Below are 15,135 nucleotides of genomic sequence, written 5' to 3'. Positions count from 1 at the left end.
TTGCGTCGAAATAAAATCAACGTTTACGTTTAACAATAGATGTGACCTCTCTCTCTAATTTGTTGCCAAGTGGCGTAACTTTACGCAAAATGCCGCTCATTCAATGGCAAACCTTATTCTTAACATGGCTACAGCATACTGAGGCACCCGGCGTCGCAGAGAATTAACTAATTGAAAAAATTAAAGATTAATTATCTGCTCATCGGCATTGTAACGTTGCTGCTGGCAGTGGCCCTCTGGCCTTCCATCCCCTGGTTCGGTAAAGCCGAAAACCGTATCGCCGCCATACAGGAGCGGGGGGAATTGCGCGTCAGTACCCTTAACTCGCCGCTGATTTACAGCGACATTAACGGCAAAACGATTGGCCTGGATTATGAACTGGCGCAACAGTTTGCCGACTATCTTGGCGTGAAGCTTAAAATTACCGTCCGTCAGAATATCAGCCAGCTGTTTGATGACCTGGATAACAACGATGCCGATATCCTTGCGGCCGGGCTGGTGTACAACAGCGAGCGCAGCAAGAACTATCAGCCAGGCCCAACCTACTACTCCGTTTCGCAACAGCTGGTCTACCGGGTCGGGAGCCTGCGCCCGCGAACGCTGGCCGCGATTAATGCACAACAGCTGACCATCGCCCCGGGTCACGTCGTGATTGACGATCTGCGTGAGCTCAAGGAGAAGAAATTCCCGGACCTGAGCTGGACCGTTGATCCTAAGCTCGGTACGACTGAGCTGCTGGACCAGGTAAAAGATAAAAAACTGCCCTACACCATCGCTGATTCGGTCGCGATCAGCCTTTTCCAGCGTGTACATCCCGAAATCGCGGTGGCGCTGGACGTGACAGACGAACAGCCGGTGACCTGGTTTAGCCAGCTTGATGACGATCAGACCCTCTCTGCGGCGATGCTCGATTTCTTCAACACCATCAATGAAGACGGTACGCTGGCGCGTCTGGAAGAGAAATACCTCGGCCACGGTGACGATTTTGATTACGTCGACACCCGAAGCTTCTTGCGCGCAGTCGATAGCGTGCTGCCAGACCTGCAGCCGTTATTTGAGAAGTATGCCCAGGAGATCGACTGGCGATTACTGGCAGCGATCTCTTATCAGGAATCCCACTGGGATACTCAGGCCACCTCGCCCACTGGCGTTCGCGGCTTAATGATGCTCACTAAAAATACCGCTCAGAGCCTTGGGCTGACCGACCGTACCGATGCAGAACAGAGCATCAGCGGCGGCGCACGGTATCTGCAGGATATGATGGGCAAAGTGCCGGAGACGGTGCCTGAAGAGGAACGGATCTGGTTTGCGCTGGCAGCCTACAACATGGGTTACGCGCACATGCTTGACGCGCGCGCGCTGACGGCGAAAACGAAAGGTAACCCGGACAGCTGGTCAGACGTAAAACAGCGCCTGCCTCTGCTGAGCCAGAAGCCGTGGTACAACAAGCTGACCTACGGTTACGCGCGCGGGCATGAAGCCTACGCCTACGTGGAAAATATCCGTAAATATCAGATTAGCCTGGTGGGTTATCTGCTGGAGAAGGAAAAAGAGGCGGCAGAAGCAAATCAGCTGGCCCGGAGTTATCCGGTGGTGGCACCGGACGAACTTACTCGCCCGACAACTTCAATTCTGCCTTTTGTTGCTTTTTCTGCTGACGGCGCATTCGAAAGAAATCACTTAATAGCCCCGCACACTCTGGTGCAAGTACCCCACCGATAGTCTGCACCTGGTGGTTCATTCCCGGGTGTCCCAGTACGTCCATCAGCGAACCGGCCGCTCCGGTTTTTTCATCCCGCGCGCCAAAGACCAGCGTGCCGATACGGCTATGCACCATCGCGCCGGAACACATAACGCACGGCTCAAGCGTGACATACAGCGTGGTATCAAGCAGACGATAGTTTTGCAGCACCATTCCGCCCTGACGAAGGGCCATGATTTCAGCGTGCGCAGTCGGATCGTGACGGCCAATCGGGCGGTTCCACCCTTCCCCTATCACCTGGTTATTGTGGACAAGCACAGCACCCACGGGCACTTCCCCCTCGTCCCAGGCGCGCTGGGCAAGCGTAAGCGCATGGCGCATCCAGTATTCATGATCGCGTTCAGGGTTGCACAACGGTTGATACTCCAGTCTAAAAGCGGGCGGCATTATACACACCCGCTAAAGATAAGACTATTCGAGTTGCTGAAGTTCGCCTGCGGGCGTGACGCGCCAGCGATGCTGGCAAAAATAGAGCAGCGGGTTGTCCTGCTTGCTGTCGCTGTAGCCGCTGTAAAGACGCAGTGGCGTACCGATTCGCTTCTCCAGTTGCACCACCTTTTCATGTCCCAGGCAGCGCATGGTCAGTACCCATCCACCGTAGCCGCGGGTAATTTGCGTGGCGATAAGATTCACCCGCGGCAGCCACGGGGTATCATAATAGACCTGTTCCACCAGCGCTTGCGGGGATCCGGTAATCAACCAGATGTCGGCATCGTTCGCGTCGAGATAGCTGGTGAGCCTTGCCTGAACAACCGGAAACGCGGTCACATGCCCGCGAAACCAGTGCACAAAATCCTGCTGATGCTGTTTAAGCCGCGCTTCGCTGCGTCCAAAGGTACAGCCCCAGAGCAACAGGCTCATTGGCCAGCGCGCTGCCCGACCTTTTAGCAACAGCGCAATGCCAATAACGGGTAAGAGTGGTAATACGAGCAGCGCATTCAAAGGCTGACGCCGCAGCAGGTAGCGCATAAACGTACCAAACATATCCTGCTGATGCAGCGTACCGTCCAGGTCGAAAAAAACAACGCGACGCTCGTGATTTGCCAAACCTTACTCCTCTGGATCGTTGAATCCTAACAGCCAGGTAAACAGGAACCCGGCGATCACCGCTACCAGATAGCCTAACAGATAGAGCATAACTTTTCCGGTCACGATGGTGAGCGCCAGCGGCAGCCCGGAGATCCCAAAGGTGATCACCGTTGCCACTTTCCAGTAGCTGATCAGCGCTCCGCCTACCGCCCCTCCCAGGCAGGCACCGAGGAACGGTTTCCCCAGCGGCAGCGTGACGCCGAAAATCAGCGGCTCGCCAATTCCGAGTAATCCGACCGGCAGCGCACCTTTGATCACTTTTTTCAGCCGCGCGTTGCGGGTTTTCATCAGTACGGCAATCGCCGCCCCGACCTGCCCCACGCCAGCCATCGACAGGATGGGCAGCAGCGCGTTGTAACCGTGCGCCTGCACCAGCTCGACGTGGATCGGCACCAGCCCCTGATGCAGACCGGTCAGTACCAGCGGCAAGAAGGTGCCTGACAGCACGGCACCCACTAACAGACCGCCGCGATCGATAGCCAGCGATGCGCCATGGGCGATGGCCTCAGAGATCCAGCCTCCCAGCGGTTGCAACGCCACAATAGCCACGCTGCCGGTGATCAACGTCGTTAACAGTGGATTGAGGATCAGCTCAATTGATCCAGGCAGGAGGGTGCGCAGTTTCTTCTCGATCCAGCACATCAGGATGACCACCAGCAGCACGGCAATCACCCCGCCGCGGCCAGGCTGGAGCGCCTCACCAAACAGGGTTATCTGCGCCAGTTGTGGGCTGGACAGAATACCTGCCATCACCCCGCCCATGGCCAGCGAGCCGCCAAAGACCTTCGCGGTGTTGACCCCCACCAGAATGTTCATAATGGCAAACACGGCGCTGCCGAAAATCCCGAGAATGCCTAATAAATTAGGATACTGGGTCGCGAAGTCCCCTACGATATCCGGACGCTTAAGAATATTGATGATCCCGGTGATTAAGCCAGAGGCAATAAACGCCGGGATCAGCGGAATAAAGACGTTGGCCAGTTGTCGCAGCGCATCGCTCATGGGGGCTTTGTATCGGGCCTTTGCCTGCACCTTCGTACGTTCGACGTCATCGATCGCCACGCTTTCGCCGCCGACCATCAGCGCACGCATGGCATCCACAACCTGCGCCGCCTTTCCCGGCCCGACAATCAGCTGGTGCTGTTGCCCCTGTTTAACGTAACCACTCACGCCGGAAAGCTGCTTCAGACGCGGCACATCAAGCTGCTCGTCGTTATGCACCTCGACGCGCACGCGCGTCATGCAGTTTTCCAGACGCTGAATATTTTTTTCCCCACCGATCCCCTGCAGGATATCGCTGGCGAGCGCTGCTGTTTTGTCCATACACGCCTCTGTTAGTTTTCTAATGCCGCCCGTAAGAACCCGTTATGGGCATTGAGCCTTGCTCTGGCGGCCGCAGCGTCCAGTCCGCTCAGGATCATCAGAATGGCCGGTTTAACATCGTGATCGGTCTGTTTCAGTACCGCTTCCGCCTCTTCGCGGCTTGCTCCCGTCGCCTCCATGACCATACGGCAGGCTCTGTCCACCAGCTTGACGTTGGTCGCTTGCATATCCACCATCAGGTTCTGATAAACCTTGCCAAACTTCACCATCGCGCCAGTGGAGATCATGTTGAGCACCAGCTTTTGCGCGGTGCCGGATTTCAGACGCGTAGAGCCGGTTAACGCTTCCGGGCCGACAACCGGAGAGATAGCGATAGCAGCGACCTGCGCAATCGGCGAGCCAGGATTACAGGAAATCGCCACCGTGGTGCAGCCCGTCTTGTTGGCATACTCCAGACCGCCGATAACGTACGGCGTACGCCCGGAGGCCGCCAGCCCAACAACCAGATCCTGAGCGGTCAGATTTAGCCCCTTCAGGTCATCCTCGCCGAGCTGTTTGTTGTCTTCCGCTCCTTCCACGGCTTTCAGCAGCGCGCCAGGGCCGCCAGCAATCAACCCGACCACCAGACCGTGCGGCACACCAAACGTTGGCGGGCATTCAGAGGCATCCAGCACACCAAGACGCCCGCTGGTTCCGGCGCCCATGTAGATAATGCGACCACCGGCCTTCAGTGCTTCCGCCGCCGCATCGACGGCTTTCGCCACCTCCGGTAATGTTTCTTTCACTGCCTGCGCGACCAGCGTATCCTGTTGATTAAAACGGTTAACCAGCTCCAGGGTGCTGAGCGCATCCAGATCCATGGTTTGTGGGTTACGCGTTTCAGAAACAAGTGAGCCAAGATTCATCTTTTGTACCTCAAGAATTTTTAATTCATAATAATCTCACTATAATGGAATATAAAATTCATTCAGGCGAGCAAAATTCGTATTTGCGCAGACAATCACAATTTCGCCAGGAGAACCTATGAACTGTTTAATTCGCATTCGCCAGCGCTATGCAGGCTTTGCTCAAAGCGATAAAAAGCTGGCGGATTTTCTGCTCTCTCAACCCGACCATGCCCGCCATCTCAGCTCGCAGCAGCTGGCGAGTGAGGCCGGAGTGAGTCAGTCGAGCGTGGTGAAATTTGCCCAGAAGATTGGCTTTAAAGGCTTCCCGGCTCTCAAGCTGGCGATTAGCGAAGCGCTGGTGAGTAACCCCAATCCGCAGTCGATGCCGGTGCATAATCAGATTCGTGGCGATGACCCGATGCGTCTGGTGGGAGAGAAGCTCATCAAAGAGAATGTCGCGGCCATGCATGCCACCCTTGATGTGAATACCGAAGAAAAATTACTGGAAAGCGTGGCGATGCTGCGTGCAGCGCGACGTATTATTTTGACCGGGATAGGCGCGTCCGGACTGGTGGCACGTAACTTTGGCTGGAAGCTGACAAAAATAGGTTACAACGCCATTGTCGAGCAGGATATGCACGCCCTGCTGGCGACCGTGCAGGCGATGGATGCTAACGATCTGCTGCTGGCGATCTCCTATTCCGGCGAACGCCGCGAGATCAATATGGCTACCGATGAAGCCTTACGCGTAGGCGGTAAGATTCTGGCCATCACCGGGTTTACTCCCAACGCGCTGCAGCAGCGGGCTACGCGCTGTTTATATACTATCGCGGAAGAGCAGGCCACGCGCAGCGCGGCGATCTCCTCGACAAGTGCGCAAATGATGTTGACCGACCTGCTGTTTATGGCCCTGGTGCAACAGGATCTGGAGCACGCGCCAGAGCGTATCCGGCACAGTGAAGAGCTGGTAAAAAAACTGGTTTGAACAGGTAATGAGCGTATAATGCCCGCCCTGTTTGTGTTGTTTCTGAGAATTTCCTGATGGCGCTGTTAATCACCAAAAAATGCATCAATTGCGATATGTGCGAACCGGAATGCCCGAACCAGGCGATTTCGATGGGCGAGAGCATTTATGAGATTAACAGCGACCGCTGCACTGAATGCATCGGCCACTACGAAACGCCGACCTGTCAGAAAGTGTGCCCAATCCCCAATACCATCCTGAAGGATCCGGCACACGTCGAGAGCGAAGAGCAGCTTTGGGATAAGTTTGTCCTGCTGCATCACGCGGACAAACTTTAACTTTCGATAATCACCGTCGCGCAGGCGTAGTGGCGTTCATCGGCGAGCGTCACGTGCATGTGATTTACGCCGAGTTTCTCTGCCAGCGTTTGCGCCTCACCCCATAAACGCAGGCGCGGTTTACCCAGCTCATCGTTAAACACTTCAAACTGATTAAACGCCAGACCGTTACGAATACCGGTGCCGAAGGCTTTGGCTGCCGCCTCTTTGACGGCAAAGCGCTTGGCCAGAAAACGTACCGGCTGCTGATGCGTCTCCCAGATGGCCCATTCGTTATCGCTCAACACGCGTCGTGCCAGGCGATCGCCGCTACGGGCGATCACCGCTTCAATGCGGGCTATTTCAACGATATCGGTGCCTAAGCCCAGAATAGCCATTACTGACGCGCTTCCAGCATCAGGCGTTTCATTTCTGAGACCGCCTCTTTCAGGCCACTCATTACCGCACGGCCAATAATAGCGTGGCCGATATTCAGCTCATGCATTTCTGGCAGGGCTGCAATAGCCTTGACGTTATGGTAGGTCAGGCCATGCCCGGCGTTAACTTTCAGACCCAGGCTCGCGGCATAGGTGGCCGCATTGGCGATACGCTCCAGCTCTTTGGCCTGCGTAGTTTCGTCTTTCGCATCAGCGTAACAGCCGGTATGAATTTCAATATAGGGCGCGCCCACTTCGGCAGCCGCTTTGATCTGTGCTACATCGGCGTCGATGAACAGAGAGACCAGGATACCTGCCTCAGCCAGACGCTTGCAGGCATCACGCATTTTGTCGCGTTGACCCGCCACGTCCAGGCCCCCCTCGGTGGTCACTTCCTGACGTTTTTCCGGTACCAGGCAGCAGAAATGCGGCTTCGTCTCGCAGGCAATCGTCAGCATCTCTTCCGTGACCGCCATCTCCAGGTTCATGCGGGTGTCCAGCGTCTGACGCAGAATACGCACATCGCGGTCGGTAATATGACGGCGGTCTTCACGCAGGTGAACGGTAATGCCATCGGCGCCAGCCTGCTCAGCGATGAACGCCGCCTGAACCGGATCGGGATAAGCCGTGCCGCGTGCATTACGCAGCGTGGCGATGTGATCAATGTTGACGCCTAACAGTAATTCAGCCATGACAATCCTCGGTATTTTAGTTCGTGTCCCTGCCTCCCTCTCCCTCAGTGAGAGGGCTGGAGCGAGGGTCTGATACGTTAACGTTTCGGCATAAACTGCCTGAACAATTCGCGGCTCTTTAAGGGCTTGCCGCCAAGATACGGCTTGAGCGCAATCCGGGTAAAGCGTTTTGCTGCGCGAAGGGTATCCTGATCGGGAAACTCACGCGCATACAGCGCTCTAAGCTGTCGCCCGGTAAAGGTGCTGTTATCTATCACGACGCTGGCGATAAAGCCTTTTTCTTCACGGTAGCGATAGGTCATCGCATCCTCTACCTCGTCTCCGCTCCCTGCACAATGCAAAAAATCGACCCCATAGCCCAGGTGTCCAAGCAGCGCCAGCTCAAAACGACGCAGGGCAGGTTCGGGCGTACCGGTAGCGCCGGCCAGCGCCTGGATACAGTGCAGGTAATCAAAGAAAAGTTCAGAGAAGCGAGTCTCATGCTCCAGAACACGTGAGATGAGTTCGTTGACATAGAGACCGCTGTACAGCGTGATACCAGAAAGGGGGAGCGCCAGAGAGACGGCTTCGGCACTGCGCAGGGTTTTGACTTCCCCACGCCCGCCGAAGCGTACCAGCAGCGGAGTGAAAGGCTGTAAGGCGCCCTTCAGGCCGGAGCGTTTGGAACGTGCGCCTTTAGCAACAAGGCGCACACGGCCCGACTCTTCCGTGAAAACGTCCAGCATAAGGCTGGTCTCGCTCCACGGACGGCTATGGAGGACAAAGGCACGCTGCCATCCATCCACGATGTTCAGTCTTAGACGTCGTCGCCGTAACCGAGGCTGCGCAATGCACGCTCATCATCGGCCCAGCCTGATTTCACCTTCACCCACAGTTCAAGGTGAACCGGGGCTTCAAACATGTCCTGCATGTCTCTGCGCGCTTCAATGCCGATGGTTTTGATCTTGGCACCTTTGTTGCCGATCACCATCTTCTTCTGCCCTTCGCGCTCAACGAGGATCAGGCCGTTGATGTCATAGCCGCCGCGTTCGTTGGTCTGAAAACGTTCAATCTCAACCGTTACGGAGTACGGCAGTTCCGCGCCAAGGAAACGCATCAGTTTTTCACGGATGATCTCAGAGGCCATAAAGCGCTGAGAACGATCGGTGATGTAATCTTCCGGGAAGTGATGAATCGCTTCCGGCAGATGTTTGCGCACGATGCCTGCGATAGTATCGACGTTCAGACCGGTCTCGGCAGACAGCGGGACGATATCAAGGAAGTTCATCTGGCTTCCCAGCCACTGCAGGTGCGGCAGCAGATCGGCTTTTTCCTGCACGTTGTCCACTTTGTTGACCGCAAGGATCACCGGCGTTTTACCGTCGCGCAGTTTGTTCAGCACCATTTCGTCGTCAGGCGTCCAGCGGGTGCCTTCCACCACGAAAATCACCAGCTCTACGTCGCCAATCGAGCTGCTCGCCGCCTTGTTCATCAGGCGGTTGATGGCGCGCTTCTCTTCCATGTGCAGGCCCGGGGTATCAACGTAGATCGCCTGATAGGCGCCTTCCGTGTGGATACCGACGATGCGGTGACGCGTGGTCTGCGCCTTACGGGAAGTAATGGAAATTTTCTGCCCAAGCAGATTATTCAACAGGGTAGATTTGCCAACGTTCGGACGTCCGACGATGGCAATAAACCCGCAATATGTTTTTTCTTCGCTCATTCCAGCTCCAGCATTTTTAACGCCTGTTCGGCGGCAGCCTGTTCAGCCTTACGACGGCTAGAACCTGTGCCGACCACCGGTTCACTCAGGCCACTGACCTGGCAATGGATGGTAAATTCCTGATCGTGCGCTTCACCCCGCACCTGCACCACCAGATAGGATGGCAGCGGGAGGTGGCGACCCTGCAAATATTCCTGCAGACGCGTTTTCGGATCTTTTTGTTTATCGCCCGGACTGATTTCGTCCAGACGGGTTTGATACCAGTTAAGGATCAGCTTTTCTACGGTCTGAATATCGCTGTCCAGGAACACACCACCAATTAATGCTTCGACCGTGTCGGCAAGAATAGATTCACGACGGAAGCCGCCGCTTTTCAGTTCACCCGGCCCAAGTCGCAGACATTCGCCCAGTTCAAATTCACGAGCGATTTCCGCCAGGGTATTACCCCGAACCAGCGTCGCGCGCATGCGGCTCATATCACCTTCGTCCACACGTGGGAAACGATGATAAAGCGCATTCGCGATCACGAAACTTAAAATAGAGTCACCCAGGAACTCGAGGCGCTCATTATGCTTGCTGCTGGCACTGCGGTGGGTTAATGCCTGTTGCAACAACTCCTGATGATGAAAAGTGTAGCCCAGCTTCCGTTGAAGCCGATTAATTACGATGGGGTTCATGCGATACCAGTAAATGAATGCGTCAAAAATGCAGCACACGAAACCGACCTGAGAAGACCAACGCGGTTTCGTGTGCCGTGGCACCCTTGCAGGGCCAACCTTAAACTTCGGGGGAATATTCTATACACAACGACAGGGGATGTCGTTAGTCCAAAGAGATTTATCGCTGAAATAATTCACGTAGCCGCTAATTAACGCGGCTACGCGTTCATTTAATGAGAATTAATGGATCCCGCCGATACGATTCAGGCGAACGCCGGTCGGCCATTCGCCTTCCTGCTTCTCAAAACTCATCCAGATAGCGGTCGCTTTACCTACCAGATTCGCTTCCGGCACAAAGCCCCAGTAACGGCTGTCCGCGGAATTATCGCGGTTATCACCCATCATGAAGTAGTGTCCCGGTGGTACGATCCAACTGGCCAGCTGTTGGCCCGGCTGCCGGTAGTACATCCCCACTTGATCCTGCGCGATTGGCACGGTGAGGATACGGTGGGTCACATCACCCAGCGTCTCTTTACGTTCAACCAGGCGAATACCGTCCTCTTTGGTCTCGCCTTTGGGCACCTGGAAGAAACCGCTGGTCGCTTCACCGCCGTTACGGCGAGCAAAGGTCTGCACAAAATCACTTGGCTCAACGTTTGAGTAAGTGATTGGCAGCGCGTTTTCACACGCGGTACCGGAGCTGCAGCTAGGCTGAACGGTAACTTCTTTCGCCACCGGATCGTAGGTGACTTTATCACCCGGCAGACCCACTGCACGCTTGATGTAATCCAGACGCGGATCTTCCGGGTATTTAAACACCACGATGTCGCCACGTTTCGGATGACCGGTTTCGATCAGCGTTTTCTGGTAGATCGGATCTTTAATCCCGTAGGCAAACTTCTCAACCAGAATAAAATCGCCAATCAGCAGCGTTGGCATCATTGAACCAGACGGGATCTGGAACGGCTCGTAAATAAACGAGCGGACAACCAGCACAATCGCCAGCACCGGAAATACCGATGCCCCGGTTTCCAGCCAGCCCGGTTTCGGGCCGACTTTCTTCAGGGTTTTCGCGTCCAGCCCATCGCCAGTGGCTGCCTGTGCGGCAGCCTGACGTTCATGGCGTTTTGGGGCGAAAATAAACTTATCCAGACACCACAACAAACCTGTCACCAGGGTAGCAATGACCAGAATCAGGGCAAACATGTTCGCCATGCCAACTCCTTAGGGTTATTTGCCGTCTTTACCAACATGAAGGATGGCAAGGAATGCTTCCTGCGGCAGTTCGACGTTACCGACCTGCTTCATACGCTTCTTACCTTCTTTCTGTTTCTGCAGCAGCTTTTTCTTACGGCTGACGTCACCGCCGTAGCATTTCGCCAGAACGTTTTTACGCAGCTGTTTCACAGTAGAACGGGCAATAATGTGGTTACCGATGGCGGCCTGAATCGCGATATCAAACTGCTGACGCGGGATCAGCTCTTTCATCTTCTCAACCAGCTCACGGCCACGGTATGGCGCATTGTCGTTGTGAGTGATCAGTGCCAGCGCATCCACACGCTCGCCGTTAATCAGCACGTCCACACGCACCATGTTAGACGCCTGGAAGCGTTTGAAGTTGTAATCCAGTGACGCATAGCCACGAGAGGTAGACTTCAGACGATCGAAGAAGTCGAGGACCACTTCCGCCATAGGGATTTCGTACGTCAGCGCAACCTGATTACCGTGGTAAACCATGTTGGTCTGTACGCCACGCTTCTCAATACACAGCGTAATAACGTTACCCAGGAACTCCTGCGGCAGCAGCATATGACACTCTGCAATGGGCTCGCGCAGTTCTTCGATATTGTTCAGCGGCGGCAGCTTGGACGGGCTATCGACGTAGACGATCTCTTTGTTGGTGGTCTGCACTTCGTACACAACGGTCGGTGCAGTGGTGATCAGATCCAGATCGTATTCACGCTCCAGACGCTCCTGGATGATCTCCATGTGCAGCAGACCAAGGAAGCCGCAGCGGAAGCCGAAGCCCAGCGCCGTAGAGCTTTCTGGTTCATAGAACAGGGAAGCATCGTTGAGGCTCAGCTTGCCGAGCGCATCACGGAAGTTTTCATAGTCGTCAGAGCTGACCGGGAACAGACCCGCGTAAACCTGCGGTTTAACCTTTTTAAAGCCTGGCAGCGCTTTGTCTGCCGGGTTACGTGCACCGGTCAGGGTATCGCCCACTGGCGCGCCGAGGATGTCTTTAATGGCGCAGACCAGCCAGCCTACTTCGCCACATTTCAGCTCGGTACGGTCAACCTGTTTTGGCGTGAAGATACCCAGACGGTCAGCGTTGTAAACCTGGCCAGTACTCATTACCTTGATTTTGTCGCCTTTACGCATGGTGCCGTTTTTAATACGCACCAGTGAGACAACGCCCAGGTAGTTATCAAACCAGGAGTCGATGATCAGCGCCTGCAGCGGGGCATCCGGGTCACCTTCTGGTGCCGGGATATCACGCACCAGGCGTTCCAGCACGTCGGTCACGCCCACGCCTGTTTTAGCGGAGCAGCGCACCGCATCGGTCGCGTCGATGCCGACAATATCTTCAATCTCTTCCGCTACGCGCTCAGGATCGGCAGCTGGCAGGTCAATTTTGTTCAGAACCGGCACAACCTCGAGATCCATTTCCATCGCGGTGTAGCAGTTTGCCAGAGTCTGGGCTTCAACGCCCTGCCCGGCATCCACAACCAGCAGCGCGCCTTCACAGGCCGCCAGCGAGCGTGAAACTTCATAGGAGAAGTCAACGTGGCCTGGGGTGTCGATAAAGTTCAGCTGGTAGATTTCGCCATCAGCCGCTTTGTAATCAAGCGTAACGCTCTGCGCTTTGATGGTGATACCGCGTTCGCGTTCCAGGTCCATGGAGTCCAGAACCTGGGCTTCCATTTCACGATCAGACAGGCCACCGCAAATCTGGATAATACGGTCAGACAGCGTCGACTTACCGTGGTCAATGTGAGCAATGATCGAAAAGTTACGTATGTTCTTCATATAGTTAAATAATTATGCCTTACGAATTCCTGGAGGCCGCTGTTCTTAGCCTGACGTTTTTCAGTGCGAAAACGCCGCATTCTACACTACATCCCCGTTACCTGGAAATGTACTTAGCGCCAGGTATAGCGTGAAGAAATGACGTTTTCTGTTTTAGGACGTAAAAAAGGACAAAGCCCGATGGATCACCGGGCCTCAGAAGAGAGCGTCTCAACACGAAGCTGGTCGGGTGCCAGCCCAACGCTGAGAATAACAGGCTGCCACTCTTCGCGTGCGGCAAGCTTCGGGGAGAGAGCTTTGGCCAGCCAGAATCCCCCTACGCCGCCCAATGCCGCACCACACATGGCGGCCACATCGGTACCAAACAGCATCTGGAATACGCCGCCCATAACAAACAGCCCCACCAGCGGAGAGAGATAAACCAGCATGGCGGACGTGAGCAAGCTACCTTCTGCAATTCCCAGCTCCACCTTTTGCCCCACCATCAGCGGCCGATCGCTTGGCACGGAAATGGTATGCGAGGTTTGCGGCCCGAGCTTATTCAGCACGCGGCTACCGCAACCGGCTCTGGAAGCACAGCTATTGCATGAGGCCTTAACATCACAGCTCACCAGCGCAATGCCATTCTGCCACGATACGACCGTAGCCCACTCTTTAATCATTGTGCAGTCCTGAATTTAATGCTGTCGGAAATACGCTTCGCCGTTTGTGGCGGTAATTCACCCACAATGGTGATCTCTGCGTTATCGCGAACCGTGGTGCTGACCGTCCTGCGTCCGGTACGAAGCATTTGTTCAGAACTGTTTGCCGATGCGCGGTTAATGTTCACCGAGAAACTGAACAAACCATCGGAATAAAGACGCGATTCAACCGGTGTTTCAATGGTTGGCAGTTGTCGACGGCTGCTGGAGACTTCGCTAAACCCTTGCGGGATCCAGGAAGGAACCCAGTTGAAGTTGACGGAATCACCCGCCGGTACCGAAAGCAGCGGCGGCAGGCTGGCTTTCGCCAGATTCTGCATACTATTACCCACCTGATTGTTCACGCTAAAGGAGATAACGCGGAACTGCTCCAGCGTTTCACCATCACGGTCAAGCAGGTCTACACGCATTGGCAGCTTGGTTTCGGCGTCAATCCAGACGATATAGCTGTAGCGCGTTCCGTCACGGGCAACAACGCGGATTACTTCGCACAGTCTGTCCGCAATGCGCGTACGCCCTACCGAAATGAAATCATAGTAAGGCGCAAGACGTTTGAAGTCGGTGTAGATAAGCGATGGCAGAGAATCGACGATATAATCGCCATTCAGCGTGAAAGGCTCCAGACCGGGTTCGAAATAACTGATTTCGTTACCACGCTGGACAACTTCCCGACGCGGGCCATCCATCTGTAAAAGCTGGGCGAGCGGCTGGTTATCAAGACGGGCATGGCGGTATCGTAACGACTCGACGCCCTGCTTATTGATACTGATAAATGCCAACTCGTAATTGAGTGACTGGCTGGCCAGATTCATTTGCTGCAACAACGCCCCGGATGAAACATCAGCCGAGGCGTTGGCAGAGAAGAACAGGCTACCCGCCATCAGAGACATGGCGAACCAAAGTTGCTTCATTACTGCGATTGCGTTCCTAAAGTTTGGTTTCCGGGCACCTGCACAGCCGCTTGCTGGGTTTGTGCCTGCTCAAACTGAAGCTGTTCAGAGTGCAGACGACGCTGCAACTCGTAATCCTGCAACATCGCATTGATGCGACGGCGTTGCTCCTGAACCTGCTGTTGCTGACCGCCGCTGGCGGATGCATCAGCCGGAACACCCAAACTTACCGGGCTGGCTTTGCCCATCATCGGCAGTGTGTTGAACACTGGCGCTTCTGGCTGCTGATTAGTTTCAGACTGAGTATTATAGTGCTGGACGCCAACGATAACTGCAAGCGATACGCATGCAGCCACACCCATTTGGGTGAGCTGGCTGGCCCACGGACGCACCTTGTGCCAGAACGGCATTTTCTGCCACTGGTGAGGCGCAGGTTGAGCTTCAGGAATCAGCGGAGTGGTCTGACGGACAGGCTCATTTTCAATGGCCGCCATCACGCGAGCTGAGATATCGAAATGGAGAACCTCGCCGGTGTCACCGCGAAGGGTGTCACGGATGAGATGGTAACTCTCCCAGGTCTCTTGCATTTCGGGAGAATGAGACAGCTCGTTGAGCAGCTCACTATCCAGCGTTTCACCATCCATTAAAGCGGAAAGTTTTTCTTTCTGCATGCCTAATACCT

17 protein-coding genes are annotated in these 15,135 nt (G+C 55.0%); 3 read left to right on the top strand and 14 right to left on the bottom strand.

The genetic code is table 11. The features are described from left to right. Nucleotides 1-171: 171 nt before the first annotated feature. Complete coding sequence (gene mltF, locus AB6731_RS20260; protein WP_371006733.1) at nt 172-1,722, top strand: membrane-bound lytic murein transglycosylase MltF; 1,551 nt, start codon at nt 172-174, stop codon at nt 1,720-1,722. On the opposite strand, the gene tadA is transcribed toward mltF, so the two are convergent. The 4 genes from tadA to murQ are packed head-to-tail and all read right to left on the bottom strand — an operon-like array spanning nt 1,610 to nt 5,079. After that, complete coding sequence (gene tadA / locus AB6731_RS20255) at nt 1,610-2,149, bottom strand: tRNA adenosine(34) deaminase TadA (protein ID WP_020883010.1); 540 nt, start codon at nt 2,147-2,149, stop codon at nt 1,610-1,612. The genes mltF and tadA overlap by 113 nt on opposite strands. A 24-nt stretch (nt 2,150-2,173) precedes the next feature. Beyond that, complete coding sequence (gene yfhb, locus AB6731_RS20250) at nt 2,174-2,809, bottom strand: phosphatidylglycerophosphatase C (protein ID WP_371006732.1); 636 nt, start codon at nt 2,807-2,809, stop codon at nt 2,174-2,176. 3 nt (nt 2,810-2,812) lie between these two features. After that, on the bottom strand, nt 2,813-4,174 hold the full coding sequence (locus AB6731_RS20245) for a PTS transporter subunit EIIC (protein ID WP_371006730.1): 1,362 nt from the start codon (nt 4,172-4,174) through the stop codon (nt 2,813-2,815). Nucleotides 4,175-4,185: 11 nt separating this feature from the next. Next, on the bottom strand, nt 4,186-5,079 hold the full coding sequence (gene murQ, locus AB6731_RS20240; RefSeq protein WP_014171205.1) for an N-acetylmuramic acid 6-phosphate etherase: 894 nt from the start codon (nt 5,077-5,079) through the stop codon (nt 4,186-4,188). Between the two features lie 118 nt (nt 5,080-5,197). Here murQ and AB6731_RS20235 point away from each other — a divergent pair, with 118 nt between their 5' ends. Then, nucleotides 5,198-6,046, top strand: a complete 849-nt coding sequence (locus AB6731_RS20235; RefSeq protein WP_014171207.1) for a MurR/RpiR family transcriptional regulator — start codon at nt 5,198-5,200, stop codon at nt 6,044-6,046. Between the two features lie 56 nt (nt 6,047-6,102). Beyond that, complete coding sequence (locus AB6731_RS20230) at nt 6,103-6,363, top strand: YfhL family 4Fe-4S dicluster ferredoxin (RefSeq protein WP_020883006.1); 261 nt, start codon at nt 6,103-6,105, stop codon at nt 6,361-6,363. Here AB6731_RS20230 and acpS read toward each other — a convergent pair. The 10 genes from acpS to rseA form a co-directional block, all read right to left on the bottom strand. Continuing rightward, nucleotides 6,360-6,740: a holo-ACP synthase gene (gene acpS / locus AB6731_RS20225; protein WP_014171209.1), complete on the bottom strand. Its 381-nt coding sequence runs from the start codon at nt 6,738-6,740 to the stop codon at nt 6,360-6,362. The genes AB6731_RS20230 and acpS overlap by 4 nt on opposite strands. Then, entirely contained in the window at nt 6,740-7,471 is a 732-nt protein-coding gene (gene pdxJ / locus AB6731_RS20220; protein WP_014171210.1) for a pyridoxine 5'-phosphate synthase, read from the bottom strand. The genes acpS and pdxJ overlap by 1 nt, the downstream gene beginning before the upstream one ends. A gap of 77 nt (nt 7,472-7,548) precedes the next feature. Further along, nucleotides 7,549-8,256 carry a DNA repair protein RecO gene (gene recO, locus AB6731_RS20215; protein WP_014171211.1) on the bottom strand — a complete coding sequence of 236 codons (708 nt, stop codon included), beginning with the start codon at nt 8,254-8,256 and terminating at the stop codon, nt 7,549-7,551. Nucleotides 8,257-8,267: 11 nt separating this feature from the next. Beyond that, nucleotides 8,268-9,173, bottom strand: a complete 906-nt coding sequence (gene era, locus AB6731_RS20210; protein WP_014171212.1) for a GTPase Era — start codon at nt 9,171-9,173, stop codon at nt 8,268-8,270. Next, on the bottom strand, nt 9,170-9,850 hold the full coding sequence (gene rnc / locus AB6731_RS20205) for a ribonuclease III (RefSeq protein WP_003860711.1): 681 nt from the start codon (nt 9,848-9,850) through the stop codon (nt 9,170-9,172). Before rnc ends, era begins: the two co-directional genes overlap by 4 nt. A 222-nt stretch (nt 9,851-10,072) precedes the next feature. Beyond that, nucleotides 10,073-11,047, bottom strand: coding sequence for a signal peptidase I (lepB, locus tag AB6731_RS20200; protein ID WP_371006729.1), 975 nt, complete (start codon nt 11,045-11,047; stop codon nt 10,073-10,075). Nucleotides 11,048-11,062: 15 nt separating this feature from the next. Continuing rightward, nucleotides 11,063-12,862 carry a translation elongation factor 4 gene (gene lepA, locus AB6731_RS20195; RefSeq protein WP_014171216.1) on the bottom strand — a complete coding sequence of 600 codons (1,800 nt, stop codon included), beginning with the start codon at nt 12,860-12,862 and terminating at the stop codon, nt 11,063-11,065. A 185-nt stretch (nt 12,863-13,047) separates the two neighbouring features. After that, on the bottom strand, nt 13,048-13,524 hold the full coding sequence (gene rseC, locus AB6731_RS20190) for a SoxR-reducing system protein RseC (RefSeq protein ID WP_014171217.1): 477 nt from the start codon (nt 13,522-13,524) through the stop codon (nt 13,048-13,050). Continuing rightward, nucleotides 13,521-14,474: a sigma-E factor regulatory protein RseB gene (gene rseB, locus AB6731_RS20185; RefSeq protein ID WP_047955969.1), complete on the bottom strand. Its 954-nt coding sequence runs from the start codon at nt 14,472-14,474 to the stop codon at nt 13,521-13,523. The genes rseC and rseB overlap by 4 nt, the downstream gene beginning before the upstream one ends. Then, nucleotides 14,474-15,124, bottom strand: coding sequence for an anti-sigma-E factor RseA (rseA, locus tag AB6731_RS20180; RefSeq protein ID WP_025203448.1), 651 nt, complete (start codon nt 15,122-15,124; stop codon nt 14,474-14,476). Before rseA ends, rseB begins: the two co-directional genes overlap by 1 nt. Nucleotides 15,125-15,135 lie beyond the last annotated feature (11 nt).

This window comes from Enterobacter sp. RCC_40, assembly GCF_041360735.1.
In the GTDB taxonomy this organism is placed as follows: Bacteria; Pseudomonadota; Gammaproteobacteria; order Enterobacterales; family Enterobacteriaceae; genus Enterobacter; species Enterobacter ludwigii.
Note: the sequence above shows the minus strand (reverse complement) of the source record. Positions and strands in the feature narration are given on the sequence as shown.

Excerpts from the sequence above, each read along its gene's own strand:
- rseC (WP_014171217.1), bottom strand. The coding sequence starts at position 13,524 with ATGATTAAAGAGTGGGCTACGGTCGTATCGTGGCAGAATGGCATTGCG.
- murQ (WP_014171205.1), bottom strand. The coding sequence starts at position 5,079 with ATGAATCTTGGCTCACTTGTTTCTGAAACGCGTAACCCACAAACCATG.
- AB6731_RS20230 (WP_020883006.1), top strand. The coding sequence starts at position 6,103 with ATGGCGCTGTTAATCACCAAAAAATGCATCAATTGCGATATGTGCGAA.
- pdxJ (WP_014171210.1), bottom strand. The coding sequence starts at position 7,471 with ATGGCTGAATTACTGTTAGGCGTCAACATTGATCACATCGCCACGCTG.
- rnc (WP_003860711.1), bottom strand. The coding sequence starts at position 9,850 with ATGAACCCCATCGTAATTAATCGGCTTCAACGGAAGCTGGGCTACACT.
- tadA (WP_020883010.1), bottom strand. The coding sequence starts at position 2,149 with ATGCCGCCCGCTTTTAGACTGGAGTATCAACCGTTGTGCAACCCTGAA.
- AB6731_RS20245 (WP_371006730.1), bottom strand. The coding sequence starts at position 4,174 with ATGGACAAAACAGCAGCGCTCGCCAGCGATATCCTGCAGGGGATCGGT.
- lepB (WP_371006729.1), bottom strand. The coding sequence starts at position 11,047 with ATGGCGAACATGTTTGCCCTGATTCTGGTCATTGCTACCCTGGTGACA.
- lepA (WP_014171216.1), bottom strand. The coding sequence starts at position 12,862 with ATGAAGAACATACGTAACTTTTCGATCATTGCTCACATTGACCACGGT.
- era (WP_014171212.1), bottom strand. The coding sequence starts at position 9,173 with ATGAGCGAAGAAAAAACATATTGCGGGTTTATTGCCATCGTCGGACGT.
- AB6731_RS20235 (WP_014171207.1), top strand. The coding sequence starts at position 5,198 with ATGAACTGTTTAATTCGCATTCGCCAGCGCTATGCAGGCTTTGCTCAA.
- rseA (WP_025203448.1), bottom strand. The coding sequence starts at position 15,124 with ATGCAGAAAGAAAAACTTTCCGCTTTAATGGATGGTGAAACGCTGGAT.
- rseB (WP_047955969.1), bottom strand. The coding sequence starts at position 14,474 with ATGAAGCAACTTTGGTTCGCCATGTCTCTGATGGCGGGTAGCCTGTTC.
- acpS (WP_014171209.1), bottom strand. The coding sequence starts at position 6,740 with ATGGCTATTCTGGGCTTAGGCACCGATATCGTTGAAATAGCCCGCATT.